21 protein-coding genes are annotated in these 20652 nt (G+C 56.9%); 13 read left to right on the forward strand and 8 right to left on the reverse strand.

Features of this window, described 5'->3' with window-relative positions:
* Window positions 1–223: sigma factor (locus ACFO5Q_RS09660; RefSeq protein ID WP_380084342.1), on the reverse strand; the 223-nt coding region annotated here is incomplete at its 3' end.
* A gap of 246 nt (window positions 224–469) precedes the next feature.
* Between ACFO5Q_RS09660 and ACFO5Q_RS09665 the strand changes: the two genes are divergently transcribed.
* Window positions 470–2794: a S8 family serine peptidase gene (locus ACFO5Q_RS09665; protein ID WP_380084343.1), complete on the forward strand. Its 2325-nt coding sequence runs from the start codon at window positions 470–472 to the stop codon at window positions 2792–2794.
* 37 nt (window positions 2795–2831) lie between these two features.
* A complete protein-coding gene (locus tag ACFO5Q_RS09670; protein ID WP_068149920.1) occupies window positions 2832–3752 on the forward strand; it encodes an outer membrane beta-barrel protein in 921 nt (306 codons plus the stop codon).
* A gap of 47 nt (window positions 3753–3799) precedes the next feature.
* Here the strand turns inward: ACFO5Q_RS09670 and ACFO5Q_RS09675 are convergent, their stop codons facing one another.
* The 5 genes from ACFO5Q_RS09675 to ACFO5Q_RS09695 all read right to left on the reverse strand — a co-directional run bounded on the left by ACFO5Q_RS09675 (window position 3800) and on the right by ACFO5Q_RS09695 (window position 7462).
* Window positions 3800–4456 (reverse strand): hypothetical protein, encoded by a 657-nt coding sequence (locus tag ACFO5Q_RS09675; protein ID WP_068149923.1) that lies wholly within the window; start codon window positions 4454–4456, stop codon window positions 3800–3802.
* Window positions 4457–4479: 23 nt separating this feature from the next.
* Window positions 4480–5646 carry a GNAT family N-acetyltransferase gene (locus ACFO5Q_RS09680; protein ID WP_068149926.1) on the reverse strand — a complete coding sequence of 389 codons (1167 nt, stop codon included), beginning with the start codon at window positions 5644–5646 and terminating at the stop codon, window positions 4480–4482.
* A gap of 118 nt (window positions 5647–5764) precedes the next feature.
* Window positions 5765–6748 (reverse strand): polysaccharide deacetylase family protein, encoded by a 984-nt coding sequence (locus ACFO5Q_RS09685; protein ID WP_068149929.1) that lies wholly within the window; start codon window positions 6746–6748, stop codon window positions 5765–5767.
* A gap of 7 nt (window positions 6749–6755) precedes the next feature.
* Window positions 6756–6986, reverse strand: a complete 231-nt coding sequence (locus ACFO5Q_RS09690) for a helix-turn-helix transcriptional regulator (RefSeq protein ID WP_082719969.1) — start codon at window positions 6984–6986, stop codon at window positions 6756–6758.
* Window positions 6983–7462: a hypothetical protein gene (locus ACFO5Q_RS09695; RefSeq protein WP_068149934.1), complete on the reverse strand. Its 480-nt coding sequence runs from the start codon at window positions 7460–7462 to the stop codon at window positions 6983–6985. Before ACFO5Q_RS09695 ends, ACFO5Q_RS09690 begins: the two co-directional genes overlap by 4 nt.
* 191 nt (window positions 7463–7653) lie before the next feature.
* Between ACFO5Q_RS09695 and ACFO5Q_RS09700 the strand changes: the two genes are divergently transcribed.
* From ACFO5Q_RS09700 to ACFO5Q_RS09715, 4 genes are all read left to right on the forward strand, one after another.
* The gene (locus ACFO5Q_RS09700; protein WP_068149939.1) at window positions 7654–8121 is read left to right on the forward strand and encodes a GAF domain-containing protein; all 468 of its coding nucleotides are present in this window, start codon (window positions 7654–7656) and stop codon (window positions 8119–8121) included.
* Window positions 8122–8146: 25 nt separating this feature from the next.
* Entirely contained in the window at window positions 8147–8566 is a 420-nt protein-coding gene (locus ACFO5Q_RS09705) for a VOC family protein (protein WP_068149942.1), read from the forward strand.
* Between the two features lie 123 nt (window positions 8567–8689).
* Window positions 8690–10300 carry a sensor histidine kinase gene (locus ACFO5Q_RS09710; protein ID WP_068149944.1) on the forward strand — a complete coding sequence of 537 codons (1611 nt, stop codon included), beginning with the start codon at window positions 8690–8692 and terminating at the stop codon, window positions 10298–10300.
* 14 nt (window positions 10301–10314) lie between these two features.
* On the forward strand, window positions 10315–10776 hold the full coding sequence (locus ACFO5Q_RS09715; RefSeq protein ID WP_068149947.1) for a nuclear transport factor 2 family protein: 462 nt from the start codon (window positions 10315–10317) through the stop codon (window positions 10774–10776).
* Here the strand turns inward: ACFO5Q_RS09715 and ACFO5Q_RS09720 are convergent.
* On the reverse strand, window positions 10745–11248 hold the full coding sequence (locus ACFO5Q_RS09720; RefSeq protein ID WP_156432002.1) for a hypothetical protein: 504 nt from the start codon (window positions 11246–11248) through the stop codon (window positions 10745–10747). The genes ACFO5Q_RS09715 and ACFO5Q_RS09720 overlap by 32 nt on opposite strands.
* Before the next feature lie 132 nt (window positions 11249–11380).
* Window positions 11381–12673 (reverse strand): cystathionine gamma-synthase family protein, encoded by a 1293-nt coding sequence (locus ACFO5Q_RS09725; RefSeq protein ID WP_068150109.1) that lies wholly within the window; start codon window positions 12671–12673, stop codon window positions 11381–11383.
* 416 nt (window positions 12674–13089) lie between these two features.
* Between ACFO5Q_RS09725 and ACFO5Q_RS09730 the strand changes: the two genes are divergently transcribed.
* The 7 genes from ACFO5Q_RS09730 to ACFO5Q_RS09760 all read left to right on the forward strand — a co-directional run bounded on the left by ACFO5Q_RS09730 (window position 13090) and on the right by ACFO5Q_RS09760 (window position 20620).
* On the forward strand, window positions 13090–14703 hold the full coding sequence (locus ACFO5Q_RS09730; RefSeq protein WP_068149952.1) for a glycosyltransferase family protein: 1614 nt from the start codon (window positions 13090–13092) through the stop codon (window positions 14701–14703).
* 3 nt (window positions 14704–14706) lie between these two features.
* Complete coding sequence (locus ACFO5Q_RS09735) at window positions 14707–15906, forward strand: MFS transporter (protein ID WP_156432003.1); 1200 nt, start codon at window positions 14707–14709, stop codon at window positions 15904–15906.
* The gene (locus ACFO5Q_RS09740; protein WP_068149958.1) at window positions 15903–16448 is read left to right on the forward strand and encodes a hypothetical protein; all 546 of its coding nucleotides are present in this window, start codon (window positions 15903–15905) and stop codon (window positions 16446–16448) included. Before ACFO5Q_RS09735 ends, ACFO5Q_RS09740 begins: the two co-directional genes overlap by 4 nt.
* Window positions 16449–16461: 13 nt before the next feature.
* Window positions 16462–17229, forward strand: coding sequence for a peroxide stress protein YaaA (yaaA, locus tag ACFO5Q_RS09745; protein WP_068149963.1), 768 nt, complete (start codon window positions 16462–16464; stop codon window positions 17227–17229).
* A gap of 83 nt (window positions 17230–17312) precedes the next feature.
* Window positions 17313–17774 (forward strand): hypothetical protein, encoded by a 462-nt coding sequence (locus tag ACFO5Q_RS09750; protein WP_068149966.1) that lies wholly within the window; start codon window positions 17313–17315, stop codon window positions 17772–17774.
* Window positions 17775–17879: 105 nt separating this feature from the next.
* Window positions 17880–18350, forward strand: a complete 471-nt coding sequence (locus tag ACFO5Q_RS09755) for a (2Fe-2S)-binding protein (RefSeq protein WP_068149969.1) — start codon at window positions 17880–17882, stop codon at window positions 18348–18350.
* On the forward strand, window positions 18347–20620 hold the full coding sequence (locus tag ACFO5Q_RS09760; RefSeq protein WP_068149973.1) for a xanthine dehydrogenase family protein molybdopterin-binding subunit: 2274 nt from the start codon (window positions 18347–18349) through the stop codon (window positions 20618–20620). The genes ACFO5Q_RS09755 and ACFO5Q_RS09760 overlap by 4 nt, the downstream gene beginning before the upstream one ends.
* Window positions 20621–20652: the final 32 nt, after the last annotated feature.

Genomic DNA, 20652 nt, shown 5'->3' on the forward strand with positions numbered 1-20652 from the left:
TGATTTCATCCAGCCAAAGGTTCTTTGCTATGCGAAAAAGCCATCTATCCAGATCGGTTCCCTGTGTGAACTGATCGAACTTGGTGAGGGCTCTTTCGATCGTTGAATGCAGCAGGTCTTCACCGTCATGAAGTGTCCCTGTCAGTGAGACCGCATAACGCCTCAGCCTTGGCAGCAGAGCCACCAATTCTTCACGCCATTCGTTGGCAGGGTCATGTTTCATAACTGCGTTCATCACCTTGGTAACGGTAAGCAAGCGGAGTTTATTCCCACTTTTTTAATTTTTTTCAATTTATTATGGCACAGAAAGCGGTTTCCTGCGCGTGTGAGTGTTAATCGGGGTTTATCTACTCAGTAGGGAATAAAATTGTGTGCTTACGCGTTTTCTTAATAGAATGGCGTTAAACGTCACCTGATACAGCGCGTTTGCGCTGTAAATTCGGCCCCCAAACACCTGGAGAACGGGATAATGAATTATAGGCACCTGACATTGCTGTGCGGCTTTAGCGCGCTTGTTGTGTCACAGGTGGCTTTTGCCTTCCCCGATGTCTCCCAGATACCTGACGCGCGCCCTTCTGGGCGTACTTCCGCATATGTGGAAAGTGCCTTGTTCGCTTACTTCGGCCCTGAAGAGGATGAAGCGGAAGACCAGGCTGAAGATGAAGCCGAGGAAGAGGCCGAAGAGGAAGCTGAAGCACAAGCGGAAGCCGAGGCAGAAGCCCAGGCTGAAGCGGAAGCCGAGGCCGAGGCTGAGGCAGAAGCAGAAGAACAGGCCGAAAAAGAGGCAGAAGATCAGGCCGAAGAGGAAGCTGAGGCACAGGCAGAAGCTGAAGCAGAAGCCCAGGCAGAGGCGGAAGCTGAAGCACAGGCTGAAGAAGAGGCTGAAAAGCAGGCTGAAGAGGAAGCCGAAGATCAGGCCGAGGAGGAAGCTGAGGCACAAGCGGAAGCTGAGGCAGAAGCCCAGGCAGAAGCGGAAGCAGAGGCACAGGCCGAAGAAGAGGCTGAAAAGCAGGCTGAAGAGGAAGCCGAAGACCAGGCCGAGGAGGAAGCTGAGGCACAAGCGGAAGCTGAGGCAGAAGCGCAGGCCGAGGCGGAAGCAGAAGCACAGGCTGAGGAAGAGGCTGAAAAGCAAGCTGAAGAGGAAGCGGAAAAACAGGCTGAGGAAGAGGCTGAAGATCGGGCTGAAGAGGAAGCAGAAAAGCAAGCTGAGGAAGAGGCCGAAGACCGGGCCGAAGAGGAAGCAGAAAAGCAGGCTGAGGAAGAGGCCGAAGACCGGGCCGAAGAGGAAGCAGAAAAACAGGCTGAAGAAGAGGCTGAAGACCGGGCCGAGGAAGAAGCGGAAGAGCGGGCAGACGAGCTTCAGGATGCAGCCGAAGAGGCGGCCGAAGAGGCAGAAGATGCTGCAGAAGACGCCGCAGAGGATGCTGAAGATGCGGCTGAGGACGCACGGGAAGCAGCCGAGGAATTCTCAAGGTTTGACGATGAAGATGACAGGGAAGACTTCAAGGAAGACGACGACCTTGATGACGATTTTGACGACGATGATGCGGTCGAACGCCTGAACGGGGCGGAAGATCAGGACCATGATGCCCGATCTGACGCGCGGGACGATGATGACCGGGACGATGATGACAGGGACGACCGGGTCCAGAGGCTGGGTGGCACGGAATACAGAGCCGCAGACTCCATCGTGGCGGAACGCGACATGTTTGAGATTGAAGAAGAGCTTGGCGCGGTCTTTGTCGCAGATGAAGTACTTCTGCTTGCTGAGCGGGAAGCCGCAGAGGCGATAGACCTGTCGTCCTTTGAAGATCGCAATGTGGAATATCTGGCAGGCCTCGACATGGTGCTTGTGCGCGCAAGCAGGTCTGGTGCCCCGGAACTGCAGCGCGACATTGATGATTTGACGGCGGCGCTTGAAAGCGGCGTTGTTGACCGCAACCACCTTTATGTGTCTGAAACTTCTGTTAGCCCGGACGGCGCAGCATCTTCCCCTGCCAGTATGGCCAAAGCGCTGGGCTTTGACGCCTATGCCGTTCCAGGCCTGGTGATTGGGCTGATCGATACGGCGGTCGACACCAGCCATCCATTGTTCCCGGCAGATACGATCGTCGTCCGGGACTTCGTCAGCTACGATGCGCCGCGGCCGCAAGAGCACGGTACGGCAGTGGCCAGTATCCTGATTGGCCAAGGACAGCAAAACCCATTCGGACTTCTCCCGGGGGCGACCCTATATTCAGCAAGTGTTTTCCTCGAAACCGGCAAGGGGCACAAGGTTGCAACCGCAGAAAGCCTAGTGCGGGCGCTTGACTGGATGCTGCAGAATGAGGTTGCTGTGGTGAATATGAGCCTGTCCGGCCCACGGAACCAGCTTTTGGAAATTGCTGTCCGCCGGTCGATCGAACGGGGCATGACAATTGTTGCCGCCGTTGGTAACGCGGGCCCGGGGGCGGCGCCACTCTATCCCGCCGCTATTGAGCCGGTCGTGGCCGTCACGGCCGTTGACGGTGAAGGCCGCGTGTTCCTGCGCGCCAACAGGGGCCAGCACGTAGACCTGTCCGCACCGGGTGTGGCAGTCTTTACCGGCGATCCAGCAGGTAAGTACAAGTCCAACACAGGCACTTCGATCGCGTCGCCATTTGTGGCGGCCATGCTGGCCCGGCTGGCGTCGGAAGAATATCAGGGCGAAGTCAACACAGCATTTGAGGCTATCAAGGCCCAGGCCACAGACCTTGGCAAGCCGGGATTTGATGAAGTCTATGGCTATGGTCTTGCCAGAACACACTCAGAATAAGAACACATTCAGATTAGAGGGGTTACAGGGAACAATTATGTGGAACGCGCGTGAAGTCGCACAGTGGGCTGTGCTTGCAGGGGCTTGTTCGTTGGTGATTGCCGGTGCAGCGAAGGCGGACAGTGGCCTGGAACTCGACCTGGAGTTCGGCGCCGAATATAACGACAACGTCACCATTGATTCCATCGATAGCACCAGCCGTCAGGGCGACAGCCTGTTGCGCATCAGTGGCGCAATCGGCGCACAGGTGTTTGAGAAAGGCGATACAAGTTTCAGCGGTCGCTATAGCTTCTTTCAAAGCATCTATCAGGACCTTTCGAACTTCGATCTGCAGATCCACGGCCTGTCCGCCCGCCTGAAAAGCAAAGTGGGCAAGGTGAATGTGGGCGGCAGCTACCGGTATGACCATATCCGGCTGGACGGTGCAGCATTTCTGGATGTCCATTCGGTGGGGCCCGATATCGGGCTTTTGGTTGCCAAGAAAACCTATCTTACCGCCAGTTACCAGTTTCGGCAGCAGACCTTCGCAGACCCATTGCGGTCAGAACGGAACGCTGACCGGCACAGCGCCGATGCCAAGGTTTATTTCCTGCTGGGCGACGGCAAGAACATCACAACGGGCTACCGCATTAGTCGACAGACCGCCGAAATCGACAGCTTGTCCTACTGGGGGCATAGCTTTGATGCAGGCTACAAGCATCCGTTCAAGCTTGGCAGCAAGGAAGCCACCTTCAGGCTTCGCTATCAGTACCGCCAAAGGGACTATTCCGGTTTTGACGCGGCGATTGGCGATGAACGGCAGGACAAGCGCCATACTGCCAGGGTCAGTCTTGAAGTTCCCCTGACTGAAAGGCTGGAGCTCGGGGCTGAATATAAATATGTGTCTTCGATATCCAACCTGCCGGTCGCTGACTATACAGGCAATTCGGTGCGGGCGTCCCTGAGCTGGTCCTTCTAGGGCTTATGCCTTGCGCAAGCGAAGCGCTCTCCCTGTCTCTGTCTCTGTTATAATCTGGTGCAACGCCACCTGGCGGCTTTTGCCGGCGGCACGATTTTCTGGATCGCGAACCGCGACAGGAAAATCAGGCTGGTGATGAGGTGCTGCCGGTCAAATCCGGCTCTTTCTATGCCCTTGATTGAAGCGATATTGTCTGGATGGCAAGTAATGACAGCCCGGTCGTGCCCAAGCGCGGCCAGCGTCTTGCAACCATACTGCAAAACGGTTGGATAAAGCTTTCTGCCGCGTGCTTCGGCGGCTGTCCAGCAATGGGTGAATAGCGGTGTCTCAGGGGCTTCACTGAGCAAGGTCTTGTAGCGGCTTTCAAACTGGATACAAGAATAGTGCAAAACCGCCTCGCCCGTGCCCACCACCACAAACATCAGGTCATTCTGGCGCAGCCCATCCGCATAATGCCTGTTTTCTTCCGTCAGCACCTGGCCCACGAGCGCTTTGATGGCCGGGTCCTGGATGGTGTGGCGGTTGATCTCCACTAGAGTACCAATTTCTGGTGTGATGTCCTTGTCTGCGACCGTATCTGTCAGCAGGGTGTCGAACACCAGATCCTTGTCGATCCGCACAAGGCGGCTGAACAGGAACCGAAAGAACCCGAAAGGGCCCCGCGTTTTCCAGATGCCGGTCAGGCGTTCAAGGATATAGCCCATTGCCGTGACGCCTCCTTCAGCCGCTATGAGCTCCGGAGGAGCTTCTTGAGTGCCTTCTTGACGCCGAGCTTTTCCAGAACGAATACCAGGGCTGCTTCCAGCCGCAAATTCAATCGGTAGAGAGCGGCGGTAAGGGCGTTTTTGAAACTCCGCGGCAACAGCAGCAGATTGATCTCCTCTCGCTCAGTATTGCCGAATTGCGCCTTATGGTAGCCATAGCCGGTACCGAAGTCGAACAGGCTTGGGGTATTTTCCTGCGCGTAGAGGTCTTCGATCACATGCATCTGCAAAACCGATCCCACAGACCATTTTGACCAGTCGGGGTCGAACCCCACGTCCGTATAATAATAGCAGCCCTCATAAAGATAGCCCAACATGAAGGCCACAGCCTGCCCATCAACGAACAGGATATAGTTCCTGAGCCAGCCTTTCTGGGCTGCATAGTCGAAGGTTTCTTTCAGGTGCGCGCGGTCGCGCAGCCCAAGGCTCAGCAAGCGCCATTGATATGTCTTCTTCGATAGCGGAATGGCATGGTCCAGAAAATCGTCCACGCTCTCCGGCGCTTGGTAACAAGCCGGAACAACGGCCTTGAACTCACGGCTCAGCTTGCGCTGGTCGTATTTGAGGTTGCGGCGTGTCTTGCCGTTCATGCCGCCAAAATAGTCCTCCACCGTTTCCGGCATGCGGATGAATTGGTGCGCGAACGGCTTTCCAACGGGAATGGCCACATATTGGCGCTTGATGGCTTCATCATGCATGATCAGGTCGTAAAGGGCGCTCTCAAGCGGCAGCCCCTCGATGCTTAAGGCACCTTCTGCCGTCAGCTCAGGGCGCAACCTCGCCAACAGGTCGCGGGTGTGCTGGCGATTCTCATCTGCGGTCAAGTCGTCATCTGCAAAAACTGGCCCTTCCCAAAGCTCATGGCGGACCAGCTTTTTCCGAAACCAGACAAGCTCACCAATCTGAAAGGGCAGGGGGCGGTCTTTCGTGAAGACCAGCGCGTAGGCGTAGGCCTTCTCGCGATCACTGCCTGAATAGACGACAACCTCGGCCTGGGGGTGCGTTGCCTTGATCCAGTCAAGATCGTGGCGCAGGTGGAAGCCTTTGGCGCGGCTTTTCATGTGCTGGAATGCCGCCTCAGCGTCCCTGGCGGTCCCGGCGCTGCCAGCATCAATTTTGATCCAGTTCATTGGTCCCTACCTGAGTCCGCCTTCATCTGAGCGTAGCCTCACGGTAAAGGCTACAAAAATCAAGCCTCTAAAGCGATGTGATGCTGTGCGAGGGCGCGAAGTTCTAGCCACGTCGGCGTCAGTACCAGCGAAACAGGTCATTGAGCCTGTTCTCGGCAACCCGCGCCATCACGGATGGAAGCGGCGCGGTGATCTGCGCTGCAGGGCCCGCTGTTGTGGCCTCGGCCCAGATTGGGGCTTTGTCCGTGAAGGTGCTGACGGAAAGGGCTGGGTCTTCGGCAATCAACTGGCAAAGCTTGCGCAGGCGCTTCTGGTTGACCCGGTTTACAGACAGGTCGCTGAAGCTTCTGTCATGGCGCTTAATGAACTCAAAAGGATGGGTCAGCAGCACGATGTCTTTGAGGCCTGCTTTTACCGCGCGGCGGATCACGGCCTTGGTTTCCGATGTGCCGCAGCCTGTGATGGTCAGGTTCTTCCAGTGGGTACGGCCAGCAAGCTTCATGTCAGCGTATCCCAGTACTGGCACTTCGATAGCCTTGCCAATGGTGTGACACCCGTGATCCAGCCTGAGCACAGGGTCATCGCTTTCATGAATCGCTCTGCCGATGGAACTGGAGACAGGAATGCCGAACTCTGCCATTGTGTCATAAACCAGCCGTCCCATCTGAAGGTTCCCGGCCCGGAAGGCCACCGGGTGCGGCACGCCCCAGCGGCGGAATGCTTCACATCCCGTTTCAAACATTTGCCTCAGGCCGCCTTCATCCATTGCCGCGGCGGAATCGCAGACTGGCTGCCCCGGCACATGCCCGGATGCCTGCAGCCACATGGGGTGCAGGTGAAGCTGTATGTCGTGCCCGGCTGAGCGGATGTCGTCGACAACCGGTCGCATGGCGTCAAACCCCAGGTGTGCGGTATGCGCGGCCTCAAGGAAGAACGTGGCTTTCGCGCCTGTTTCATGGAACGTGTCCAGCATGAACCCAAGGCCATGGGATTGGCCACCGATCATGCAGGAAATGGACTGTTCAGTGACGGGGCTGCCTTTGCCGGAAAAAAGCCCCCCGGCGCTGAATTCGGTATCGATGGTGATGAGGATATCGCTCATGTATGCATCAGGTGCCAGAGACCGTGGGGGTATCGTCGTCCTGAAGCTTGAAGATGTCCTCAACAGGCACGCCGAAATATTTCGCGATCTTGAGCGCGATGATGGTCGACGGCACGAAGCGGCCCACCTCAATGGTGCTGATGGTTTTCCGGGTGACGCCGATCTTTTCGGCCAGTTCCGCCTGGCTCATACGGTATTCGGCCCGGTAAACACGGATGCGGTTGTCGAGACTGGTCACGGCGCATCCTCCCCATACTCATCATCTTCTTCCGTATCCCGGCTCAGAATAAAGAAACTGATGCTGAAGACGTAAAGCGAGACCATGAGCGCGATCTGGATGAAAAAGGCTGCGGGCTGGTCTGTGAAGATTTTCCCCGAAAGGACCTGAAGCGCAAGCAGGGTAACGAAGGTGACGCTGAAGGCCAGCGTCGAGGCACGCGTCAGCATATCCTTGACGAAGCTTTCGGGTTCCTGACAGCCCGGACGGTGTCGGAAGGCCCCGATGCGCATCAGCGACCAGACAGCAGGCGCCACAATCAGGATCACCAGAATGCCGAGCGGCTTCTGAATGAGGTCAAGCGTTTCGGCCAGGTCGCTAGCCACAAGATGTTCGGCGGTGCCGATACTGTAGGACACTGCAAGAAGGAAGGTACCCACAGCCGTACGCTGCATGAATTTTTCAATGGTTTGTGCGGCAGAGGGTGTGGCTGTCATGCGGTTGCTCCGGCAGTTTAGGTGCGAAATGAAACCTAAAGGTTACACCTAAGGGGCTTGCGGGTGGAAGTCAAGCCGCGGCACAATCGCGACAGAATGATCCCGTTCAGGTTAGACTGGGCTTGCAAATATGCCCGCGCATGCCACATTGACACCAATCGGGATTATAGCCTCTCAGGGAGAGATGAGTGATGAGTAAACAGGAACAATATGAGCTGGTTGCCGAGCAGCTGCGTGCGGTTCTCGAAGGCGAAACAAATGTGACCGCCAGAATGGCGACTGTCTCTTGCCTGCTGTCTGAGGCGTTTGGTGAAACATACTTCTGGACCGGTTTTTACGTTGTTGACCCTGAAAAGGACAACGAGTTGGTTGTCGGCCCCTATCAGGGCACGCTTGGCTGCTTGCGCATCCCATTCGGCAAGGGCGTATGCGGCGCGGCTGCAGCGACGGGTGAAACCCAGGTTGTTGAGGATGTCCACGCGTTTCCGGGGCACATCGCCTGCGACAGCCGCTCCAATTCTGAAATTGTGGTGCCGGTACGTGACAAGACAGGCAAGCTGATCGCTGTTTTGGATGTGGACTCCACGAAATATGGCTCGTTCGACGAAGTCGATAAGCAACACCTTGAAAGCCTGATGGCTGACCTTTTTGCCGCCTGATAAACCAGACAAGGGAGACAATGGCGTGAAATATCTTCACACGATGGTCCGGGTAACGGATCTGGACGAATCGATGGATTTCTATTGCAACAAGCTGGGGCTTGTGGAAGTGGGCCGCAAAGAAGTGCCGGCCGGTCGCTTTACACTTGTATTTTTGGCGGCGCCCGGGGATGAAGAAGCCCAGGTGGAACTGACGTACAATTGGGACCCTGAGGAGTATGGCTCAGGCAGGAATTTTGGCCATTTGGCCTATGCGGTTGATGATATTTATGATATCTGTCAAAGACTTATGGACAAGGGTGTAACCATTAACAGGCCGCCTCGGGATGGCAGGATGGCATTCGTGCGCAGCCCTGATAATATCTCCATTGAGCTTTTGCAGAAGGGTGATGCTCTCCCCGCGCGCGAGCCATGGAGCAGCATGCAAAATACTGGCGAATGGTAATAGGCGAGTGGTAATAAGGTTGAAAACTACCCCAAATTAAGGACAAATTTTCGGGGTGTTAACCAAGTCTTTATGGATTCACGCCTCAATAGTAGTCTTAGGGGATGCGTAAGGGGATAATCTTTGCAGCTTCACTGGTCTGACAGGATTTCGTTCAAGCTGGCACGGACAGCGGTGATCATCGCGTTCGCCGTTGGGCTGGTTTTGTCGGCGGGTCAGGTGTATCTGGATTACCTCGAAGAAGGCGGCATTCTTGATCAGAAAGTGAACAAGAGCCTTCAGGTGGCCGAAAAAGCGGCTACGCGTGCCGTGCTTATCCTCGATAGTGATTTGGCGCAGGAAGTTGTCTCCGGCCTCATGGAATATGAGTATGTGGCCGAGGCCGCAATCCTGGACGACCACGGGTCGATCCTTGCGGGTGACCAGGCCGACACCACCAATTTCGGCCCCGCCAGCGTGAACTATGCGCGCTTCTTCATCGATGACGTGAAAACCTACATCTTCCCGCTGGACCTGCCGGACACCATGGCCGAGCGTCCCGGTAGCCTGCGTGTGGTGATTGACCGCGCAGTGGGCCTGCAGCCCTTTTTCTCGCGGGCGGTGACCACATTCCTGTCTGGCTTTGTGCGGAACCTTCTTCTGGTGATGCTGCTTTATTTCGCGTTCCACCAGGGGCTGACAAAACCCCTCGCGCAGATCGTGGAGAAAATTTCCTCGATCAGCCCGGAACATCCCGGCGAGCAGCGGATCAGCGTGCACAAGCGCCACAAGAAGGACGAACTGGGCCTTTTGGCAGGCCAGATCAACCTGGCGTTCGACGCTGTGCAGGTACTGCTCGATAACCTGCGGTCCACCAACAAGGCTCTTTCGTCATCTGAGGAAGCGCTGAGGAAGCGGTCCTGGGAGCTGGAGCAGGAGGTCGAGCGCACCAAGAAAACCTCAATGGAACTGATCGTTACCAAGGAGCAGGCAGAGGCCGCGAACCGCGCCAAATCTGTTTTCCTGGCAAATGTCAGCCACGAGCTTCGGACACCGCTCAATGCCATTATCGGTTTCTCATCCATCATGGCTGACCAGATGTTCGGCCCCATCGGGCATGAGAAATATCGCGAATATCTGCAGGATATCCGTTCATCCTCGGAACATCTTTCCGACGTGCTCGGCGAAGTGCTCGATTTGGCGAAAATCGAGGCCGGCCAGTTCAAGATGGAAGAGGAAGAGGTGGATATGAACAAGCTCTTCCACGAAAGCCATGCGCTTGTAACCGGCCAGGCGCAGCAGAAGGGCCTGAAGATCAAAATGGAGGTGCCGGACGGCCTGCCGATGGTTTATGGCGACCGCCTGCGCATCAAACAATCTGTGCTGAACCTGCTGTCGAACGCCGTGAAATTTACGCCTGAAGGCCGCGGCCATGTTACGCTCAAATCTTGGATGGACGATGAAGGCCGGATGGCGATCAAGGTGTCTGACCATGGCATCGGCATCCCGGAAGAAGAGCAGCAGCTTGTCTTCTCGCCCTTTATGCGCTCAGCCTCCGCGCTCAGCCGCTCCCACGAGGGCACGGGCCTTGGCCTGTCGCTTGTGAAGGCCTTTATCGACATGCATGGCGGCGATATCGAGCTTGAGAGCGAGGTCGATGTCGGCACCCGCTTCACCATCTTTATCCCGGCATCGCGTGTGCTGGTGGCGGACGGTGAAAAAGAAGCAGAGCCTGCAGCAGACCAGACTGCCTGACCGGGGGATTTACGATGAAATCGATAATGTGTGCAGCGCTTGCGCTTGGGCTCAGCCTGCCTGTGACTGCGGGTGATGATCCTGTTGCTTTGGTAAGCGAATTGTTTGACGGTATGCGGGCAGGCGACGGCGATGCCATTCGCGCGATGGTCTTGCCGGGCGCGAAGCTGGACCGTTTGAAGAAAGACGGCACCATCCACCAGGGCACATTTGAGAAATGGGCCGCCTGGGTGGATACGCTGGAGCCTGGCCAGGCAGACGAGCAGGTCTTTGGCGTGAAGATTCTGCAGGCGTCGGATGATCTGGCCACCGTTTGGGCGCCTTTCCAGGTGTCATTTGATGGCGAGATGGTCGGGTGCGGTGTGAACCAGTTCACCATGGCCCGGTCTGAAGGGGGCTGGAAAATCCTCTATGGGATCGATCAGCCAACCGGTGAAGACTGTACTAAATTTCGTCGTCAAATCGAGGGTCAGTAACCCAATATTCGGTAAATACCAGCGAATGGTCCAGGACGCCGTCATTTTTGACCGGCACAATCAGGCTTTCTGCATTCTTATGCTCTTTCTCAAACACCTGTGACTGGGTCGCGAACATCTTCCCGTGGTCGATCAGATGCTGTCCGGCGGTCCGCCAGCGTTCGAACAGCGGGGCGGGCAAGTGGTTTCGCCCGGTCTTGCCGGATATCTCAATGGTGGTTTCCGCAATCTCGCCGGCCAGGACCTTGGCGACAAAGTCGGTGACTTGCCCATCTGCGATGAAGAACTCAAAGAAGGATGCGTGGCGAATGAAGGGGGCGAGCTTTGGCGCGGTCACATGGGCGCGGTCCAGCATGCCATCGGTGTCCAACCGTTCCTGTGCCCATGCCCGGGCTTTTATCAGCACAGGGCGCGTTAGCTCCTGAGCGCTGATATAGCGGACTTCAACATTATCTGACACAGAGTTAGGCACCGACTTCCCCATCCTCCTCAAAACTCAAGCTTGCAGTCTATGCAGGGTCAGGCGCCAAAGCAAGAACGGCGGCTGCCAATTCGGAGCCGCCGTTCAAGATTGTTGCTGGCAGGATTGTTGCTGGCCAGCTTATCAGGCAGCGTCGAGCGCCTGTGCCAGGTCTGCAATCAGGTCGTCAGCGTTTTCCACACCCACGGAAATCCGGAGCATGCTTTCGGTGATGCCAAGGCGGACCTTCACATCGTCCGGCACGTCAGCGTGGGTCATGGCGAACGGGTGTTCCATCAGGCTTTCGGTGCCGCCAAGGCTGACCGCCAGCTTGATGATCTGCAGCGCGTCCAGCACGCGGAAGGCCGCGGCTTCGTCGCCGTCAATATCGAACGCGAAGGTAGAGCCGGCTGCGCCGCCGCACTGGTCGCGGAAAATGTGGTAGCTGGGGTGGTCTTCGCCCAGGAACCCCAGATAATGCACCTTCTTCACCTTCGGGTGGTCGCGCAGATATTCGGCAATCTGCTTGGCGTTCTCTGCCGCTGCAGTCATGCGCAGCTTCAGCGTTTCAAGCGAGCGCATCAACAGCCAGCCGGTGTGTGGGTCACACATGGTGCCCAGGATGGTGCGGAAACCCATCACCGGCCCCATCACATCCATGTTGCCGATTGCTGCACCGGCGACAACGTCGGAATGGCCGCCAACATATTTGGTCAGGCTGTAGATAACGATATCCGCGCCGTGCTCAAGCGGGCTTTGCCACACAGGGCCCAGGAATGTGTTGTCGGTCATGATCACCGGGCGGTGGCCGGTCTCTTCACCCAGCTTGTCTGCCTGGTCGCGGCAGGCGTGCAGGTCAATCAGGCCATTCGTCGGGTTGGCGGGCGTTTCAGTGTAGATCACCGCCACGCGGCCCAGCTTTTTCGCTTCTTCAAGGGCAGGTGCCAGCGTTGGCTTGTCGCCGCCGGCTTCAAACTCGACAGCCTTGATGCCGAATTCCGGCAGGATGTTGCGGATCAGGAATTCGGTGCCGCCATAGATGGGCGCGGAATAAACGATCACGTCGCCCGGGCGCAGGTAGGCCCACAGGCAGGTGGAAATCGCCGCCATGCCGCTTGAGAATGTCAGGCCTTTTTCGGCATCTTCCCAAAGCGCGAGCCGGTCTTCCAGAACCTCAAGGTCAGGGTTGTTGATGCGGGAATAAATCAGGCCCGGCTCTTCGCCCTCGGCCGCCTGGCGCTTACCGTAAGCCAGCTCGAAGAATTCTTTGCCATGCTTTGCGCTCTCGAACACGAAAGTGGACGTCATGAACACTGGCGGTTTCAGCGAGCCTTCGGACAGGGCTGGGTCATAGCCATAACCCATCATCTGGGTTTCCGGGCTCAGCTTGTGATTGCCGATCATTTTTTTACGGTAGTTTTTCCGGCTAGCGGTCATTGGGGCGTCCTTCATCAACTTATTCTTTTGCGTCTGACGACAATTTCTTTGGCGTCTTTGTCTGCGAAATTTGACGAATGTGCAACCAGATTTTGGAATGGCGGCCATTAATTAGCCAAGGCTGGCTGCGGCTTTGGCGCCTCTGGCGCCTTTTGGCTGTGCACTGAGTAACACGGTCGGGCAGGGCGTCGATTGTTGCTGTGCTCAGGAATATCAGGCGGTTCGGTGCTGTCCCCTTGCAGCGTCCCGTGACTACCGCCTTATGCGGCACGGGCGAAACCAAGCCAAAGATATTTTTTGTGCAGCGTTGGTTGCCGTTCGCCGTCGGCCCGATAGGGGCACATCTCCCCTAGGCAGGTCAGACCTGCTGTAGTAAAGCTACGCCTTTACAAAGTAGCGACTTTGGGGGCAATCGTTTGATCCGGGAAGTTCGGCAATATTTAGATGGTCTTACAGGCGGTGAAGGCGCAGTGAACGTGCTTCATGCTGTGCACCGCGCCGAGCTCCTCTCAGACGCAGACTATGTCTGGCCATGGCTGCGCTGGCCGCAAGTGATCGCGGACGGCGCGGGGACGGCGGGTGTGGTTGACGCGCTGTGCGAAGCGGCTGACACGACAGGCCTTTCCCCACTTGAAGCAGATATCGTCCGTCAGGGCCTCGCGCTCAGGCAGGCGTCCCCCGACCTAAAGGCGACCGAAGCGCTGTTCGCCACGCCGAAGGTGGTGCTGTCCCGGATTGATGGCATGAATCCGGTCGTGCTTCTGGAACTGGCCCTTCTGGCGTATCTGGAGAAGCGCTGGCGCATTCTTGAAGTCGCGGCTGTTAAACTGTTGACCGTGAAGCCGTGGCGCAAGGACGCAGCCCTTTCAGAGCGTGTCGAAGACTTGCTGTTCGAGCTTCTGGTTTTTGCCATCTATCGGCCTGCGATGCCGTCCTTTGTGAAGGACCCAACTGCGCTGGTGACGCGGCTTGAGAACCTTGCATCAGCCAGCCATGTGGCGGATGTGCTGGCCCGCGACAGCATCGCTGCAACCACCTTCTGCGCCAACAGGCTGGCGCTTGAAGGCAAATTTGACGAGGCTCTCGTGCTCTATGCTAGGGCGAACGCGAGAGACGGATTCCGGACACCCGTGTTCCAGCAGGCACAGGTGCTGTTGCCTGTTGGTGAACTGGAGGCCAAGGCTGCCCTAGAAATTGATGGCTGGATCGATGACCATGTGACGTCTGATATTGTTTTTCGCCACGCGCCGGAAGGCGAGCATGCCGTGATGGTTGCCTGCGAACAGCGCTATTTTGACTGGTACGGTGAACTGTATGCTGCGGTGATGGCGGAAACCAACCCGGGCGCACTGATTCATTTCCATTTCATCAACGTGGCCGATACCAGGGCGCAAATGGAAGCGCGGCTTGCTGCTTGGGAATCAGCTTACAATATTCGCCTGAATTACACCCTTGAAACCAACCGCATCGCGCGCGAGCACCCGGCCCAAATTGAAGGCATCTGCGTATGTACGCGCTATCTGCATCTGCCCACCTATCTTGAGAGGTACGAAGGCGTGACCATAACCGATATTGACGGCTGGCTTGACGCGCCGGTCGCCCAAGTCGCCGATTTTGGCTACAAAGACCTTCTGATTAGCAGCTGGATATGGCGCAAGAACAGCGGCTATTGGCGGCTGCCATGGGGCAACCTGGCAGGCGGGTTTATTTCCTTCGCAGGCACGGAAAAAGGCCAGCGTTATGCGTGCCTTGTGTCACGCTATATTCAGGAAATCTATCACCGAAACGCCCTTGTTGGCAGGCCGCTCTTTTATGCGGACCAAGCAGGCTTGTTCCTATGCCTGCTTCATGCCATCAAGGACTTCGAGCTTGATTTCGGTTTCCTTCTGGGCGGATTTGAGCAGAGCACTGAACAGCGTTACGGCTCCCGGCATGAAGGTAAACAACTGGCAATGAAAGCCAAGATAGAAGAATTGCGCCAGAATAAGGCGACCAGCGAAGGCCAGAATAAGGCGACCAGCGAAGGATAGAGTGTGACACAGTACCGAAACGTAATTTTGCTGGCGCTCGCGCAGGCCTGTTTCCTTGCCACCAGCATGACAATGGTAACCTTTGCGGGGCTTGCGGGCATTGCCGCCGCGCCTGACCCGAAGTATGCGACACTTCCCGTCACGCTCTCAATCGTATCAACCGCGCTTACAACAGCGCCCATGTCCATCATCATGCAGCGCACCTCGCGCCGGTTCGGCTTCCGCCTGGGCGCGGCCATCGGCGTTCTGTCCGCGCTGATGATGACCTATGCGGTCTATAGTGGCAGCTTTATTCTTCTGTGTGTGGGCGCGCTGATGGTTGGGCCGTTTCAGTCCAGCGCGCAATATTACCGCTTCGCGGCGGCTGAAAGCGTGCCGGCAGACAAATCCTCGAGGGCAATTTCCTTCGTGCTGATCGGCGGGCTTGTGGCGTCCTTCTTTGTGCCGACGCTGTGGCGCTTCTTCGGCGACCTGTTTGAGGGCGTAGACTATATGGGCGCGTTCGTTTTTGCGGCTGTTGTGGTGGCTTGCGTGTTCATCCCTGTGGCCTTCCTGCGGCCGCTTGAGGAAGCTTTTGATGTCGGGAGTGACAATGCCAAAGAGGAAGACGCACGTCCGATGGGGGCGATCGTGCGCCAGCCCGGCTTTATTGTGGCTGTGGTCAACGCCGCCCTTGGCTATGCCATGATGAGCTTTGTCATGACCGCTACGCCGCTGGCGATGGAGATCTGCCGGATCGGTGAGGCAAGCCCTGAGGTAATCCAGCAGCACGTGATCGCCATGTTCCTGCCCAGCCTGTTCACAGGCTTCCTGATCCAGCGCTTCGGGCTGTTTTCCATCCTGCTGGTGGGGCATATGGCCTTTGCCGTGGCCTTCATGACGGCGCTTTCGGGCATTGAAGTGATGCATTTCTCTGTCGCGCTTATTGCGCTTGGGCTTGGCTGGAACTTCTGTTTTGTGGGCGGCACCACGCTTCTGACCCGTGTGCACACACAGGCAGAGAAGGGCAGGGTGCAGGGCCTGAATGAATTTCTGGTTTTCTCCACCACCGGGGTTGCGTCCTTCGCCGCGGGCCTTATCTTGAACCTCTACGGCTGGCAGACCGTGAACCAGGCCGCCTTTGTCATGCTTGTGATCGCCTCCGCCATTACGCTCGTATGGGGAATGGCGGGACAGTTGCGGGCAAGGCGAGGCAGGCTATGAACCTAGACTTGGATGCGCAGGAGTTGGAGCTTCTCCGTAGGTTAAAAACGGATGTGTCGCAAATATCGGTATATAAAACCGAACCCTATCCGTCGGCAGTCTCATTTGAACTTTCAAATGGCGGCGTTGTCACCTTGACGGCAAGGAGCGAAGATGTTGCGCCACGATTTGAGGTTTTCCCTCTTCAGGTGACGGACCGCCGAATAGCAGGGGATGCTGACCTCGTAATTCCCTGTGGGAAAGTTGCTAGGGTAGAAGTCCTGAAGAAGGCGGAGTGGGACGAGCCCGCATCGTCGGCAGTGATAGAAGATCTGCTGGGGCAAGCAGATGGGGCCACACTTCAATGTGAAGGAGGGGCTTCCGACACGCCTGAAAATGCGATTAATAGAGTCAGGCTGGATGCAGGAATAAGGTGCCGCCTTGCTGATGGAAAGGAATTTGCGGTCGCAACTTCCATGTTCCCATTTTCGCTGTATGTAGCTGACTGTGGATTTTCGGAGCCGTTAGATTTAGGCATATATGACTTTGTCAAATTGGACTGATAGGGAGCATTAAATGATCATCGTTCTTTCACCGGCCAAGAAGCTTGATTTCGAAAGCGAAAACTTTGCGAGCGACGCCGGTCAGCCAAAACTGATGACCGAGGCGGAGGAGCTGGCAGGCTACGCCAAGAAACTGAAGGCGCATGACCTTAAGGCGATGATGGGCATTTCCGACAATCTGGCAGAGCTCAATGTGGCGCGCTTCAAGGCTTTTGAGGCGCCCTTTACAACAGCCAACGCCCGCCCAGCACTCGATGCCTTCCAGGGCGACGTTTATGTGGGGCTGGACGCCGCGAGCCTGTCTGATCAGGACCGCGCGTTCGCCAATGACCATGTGCGCATCCTCTCTGGCCTCTATGGCGTGCTGAAGCCCCTGGACCTGATGCAGGCCTACAGGCTTGAAATGGGCACCAAATTCAAGACCGAGAGAGGCCCGAACCTATATAGCTTCTGGGACACCAAGATCGCGGAAGCCCTGAACGAGGACCTTGAAGGCGATGGTGTGCTGATCAATCTGGCATCAAACGAATATTTCAAGGCGGTCAAGCCGAAGGCGCTGAAGGCGCGGGTGATTACGCCGGTGTTCAAGGAAATCAAGGATGGCCGCGCGCGTGTCGTTTCCTTCATGGCCAAGAAGGCGCGGGGCCTGATGACCCGCTATGTGATCGACAACCGCCTGACGGATCCTGAAGCCCTGAAGAAGTTCGACGTGGGCGGGTACAAGTTCGATGCGGCGGCATCAAGTGATGATCAGTGGGTCTTCTCCCGCCCTCAACCGTGACGAAAGCGGCCCTCAAAACAACATTTGATGTATCTTGTCATCCCCTGTTATAACGTCTCCTGAGACTTGGTGATGGGGGTAGCATGAACAGGGTTGTTTATCTCAGCTTGACGCTTTTTTTGGTCGCTGTGCCGTTAGGTTTGGCCTGGTCCAGCATGCTGAAGCCTGCGCCTGCGCCTTTGGAGACGCGCGAAAGTTACCGCGACAAGATCGCCATTGAGGGGCTTTTCGCTGTTCGCGGGACAGAAGGCAAGCAATCAGGCATTCCTGTCGTTTGGTTCCGCCTCAGGAACAATGGGCAGCGAACCGTTGATGAGGTGCGCGTGCATGTGAACTTCCTCAATAAGTATGGCGATATCGTCCATGAGGTGGACTTTCATCCGGTGCACACAGGCGCTTATGGTTTCGAGAAAGTCGAGCCGCTTGGCCCCGGCGATGTCTGGCAAATGTCGAATATTCGCTATTATATGCCCCAGGGTGTGCCGCACACCTGGAAGCCTGGTGCCGTGACAGCCCACGTGGAAAGCGTGCGTTTCAAAGAATAGCTCAGTTCGTCGCGCCAGACAGGCAGATAAACAATAGTTGTTTAGACAGCGCGGGCAGGAGCGTTATACTCCGCCACGATAAAAGATTCTGTGAGGGGATTTCCGATGGACTTCAAATTGAATGGCCAGACCGTTTCCTATGACGGCGACGGCGAGATGCCGCTTCTGTGGTATCTGCGTGACCTGGCAGGCATGACCGGCACAAAATTTGGCTGTGGGGCTGGGCTTTGCGGCTCCTGCACTGTGCATGTGGACGGCATGGCAACCCGCTCCTGCCAGACCTGGATGGCTGACGTGGAAGGCACAGAGGTGACAACCATTGAAGGCCTTGGGGACGGTGACACATTGCACGCCCTCCAGATCGCTTGGGCGGAAAATGACGTGCCTCAGTGCGGCTATTGCCAGTCTGGCCAGATCATGCAGGCGGCATCCCTTTTGAAGGACAACCCGAACCCCTCTGACGCGGATATCGATGAAGCCATGTATGGCAATATCTGTCGCTGCGGCACGTACCAGCGGATCAAGAAAGCGATCCGCGATGTGGCCTCGGGCAAAGTGAAGGGAGGCAAGCTATGAATTTCATGGTTGAAAATATCTCCCGTCGTGGCGCGCTGAAGACCCTTGGTGTGGCGACCGGCCTTGTGGTTGCGGCGCCGATTATTGCCAAAGGCGTTCGCGCCGAAGCCATGGGCACGGCCGGACAGCTTGAAAATTCCGCCTATCTGACGATTGCCCTGGACGGCACGGTTCACATCTTCATCCACCGGGTGGAAATGGGACAGGGCAGCCGCACCGGCCTGCCGCAGATCATCGCCGATGAGCTGGAGGCAGATTGGTCGCGCATTGTGTTTGAACCCGCCTATGGCGACAAGAAGTTTGGCGACCAGAACACGGATGGGTCTACCTCCATCCGGAAATTCTATGAGGCCTTCCGCGCCGCAGGCGCCGGCGCGCGCCAGATGCTGGAACAGGCGGCAGCCGCCCATTGGGGCGTTTCGCCTGCTGATGTGGAGGCAAAGAACCACCGTATCCACAATAAGGTGACGGGCGCGTCTGAAGACTTCAGCGCATTTGTTGATGCAGCATCCAAGCTTGAGGCACCGTCCGCTGACGCGCTCAAGCTCAAGTCCAACCCGGACTGGAACCTGATCGGCAAGCCCGTGCGCAACATCTATATGAAAGATTTTGTCACGGGCAGCAGCGTGTTTGGCCAGGACGTGCGGCGCGAGGGCATGCTCTATGCCGTGGCAGCCCGCCCACCTGTGGTTGGCGGCAAAGTTACAGCCTACAACAAAGAGGCCGCCATGGCGGTCAGCGGTGTTGTGGACGTTGTGGAACTGCCAGCGCTCACGCTGCCAGCGTCTTTCAAACCGCTTGGTGGGGTGGCGGTTCTCGCAACCAACACCTGGGCTGCAATGAAAGGCCGTGAGGCGCTTGAAGCCCAGTTTGAAGGCGGTGAGAATGCGTCCTATGACACCACCGAATATGAAAAAACGCTGTGGGAATCGATTGACGGTGACGGCATCACGCACGTGGACCGGGGCAATGCGCCAGCCGCGATTGAGGCGGCAGACAAGGTCTTATCCGCAGACTATTTCGTCGCGCACCAGCACCATATGACCATGGAGCCACCGGCGGCGACCGCCGAATGGCAGGGCGACGACCTGAAGATGTGGGTGTGCTGTCAGGACCCGCAGTCTGTTCAGCAAACTGTGGCCGCGTTTGTCGGTAAAAAGCCCGAGGAAATCTATGTCGAGGCAACACTGCTGGGCGGTGCGTTCGGGCGCAAGTCAAAACCGGACTTCGCAGCCGAAGCAGCCATCCTGGCCAAGCATGCCATGAAGCCTGTGAAGATGGTGTGGACCCGTGAAGACGACGTGCATCACGGTTACTATCACACTATTTCTGCCCAGCGCGTGACCGCAGGCATGGACGGTTCGGGCACTGTAACCGCCTGGAACCACAAAGCGGCCTATCCATCCATTGGCGGGACTTTCAACCCGGCGGCGGACGGTCCGGGCAGCTTTGAACTGGGCCTTGGCCTTCTGGATCTGCCGTTCGACGTTGAAAACCTGCGCGTGGATGCCGGTAGCGCGAAAGCCCATGCCCGTATCGGTTGGCTCAGGTCTGTGACCAACATCCAGCAGGCATTTGCCATTGGCTCTTTCGTGGACGAACTGGCCAATGAGGCAGGCAAGAACACGGTTGATATGTGGATGGAAATGATCGGCAGTGACCGCAAGCTGAACCCGACCCAGGACATGCCGAACCTTCTGAAGGGCGAACAGCGCTCCAGCTACTCAAACTATGGTGAATCGCTTGAACGCCATCCTGTTGATACGGCGCGCCTCAAGGCAGTGCTCAAGAAAGCTGCTGATATGTCCGGCTATGGCAAGAAAATGCCAAAAGGCCGCGGCATGGGCATCAGCGTGCATCGCAGCTTTGTCTCCTATGTCGCCTGCGCGCTGGAGGTGGAAGTTTCTGACGCGGGCGAGCTGAAGGTGCATAACGCCTGGATGGCAATCGATTGCGGCGTTGCCGTGAACCCGGACCGGGTGAAAGCCCAGATGGAAGGGGCTGTTGTGTTTGCGCTTTCCCATGCGCTGCACGGTGAAATCACGTTCGAGAATGGCGCGGTGGTGCAATCGAACTTTGATGGCTATCCGGTCTGCCGGATCGACGAAGCGCCACACGTGGAAACCGCCATCATCCAGTCTCATGCCGCACCGGGCGGTGTGGGCGAACCCGGTGTGCCGCCGGTGGCTGCAGCCCTTGCAAACGCCATTTTCCAGGCAAGCGGCAAGCGCATCCGCCGCCTGCCGATCAAGTATCAGCTGATGGATTGAGCCACAGTGAACAGAACAGTGAACAGATAAGG

It is taken from the genome of Kordiimonas lipolytica (genome assembly GCF_042651265.1).
Taxonomy (GTDB): domain Bacteria; phylum Pseudomonadota; class Alphaproteobacteria; order Sphingomonadales; family Kordiimonadaceae; genus Kordiimonas; species Kordiimonas lipolytica.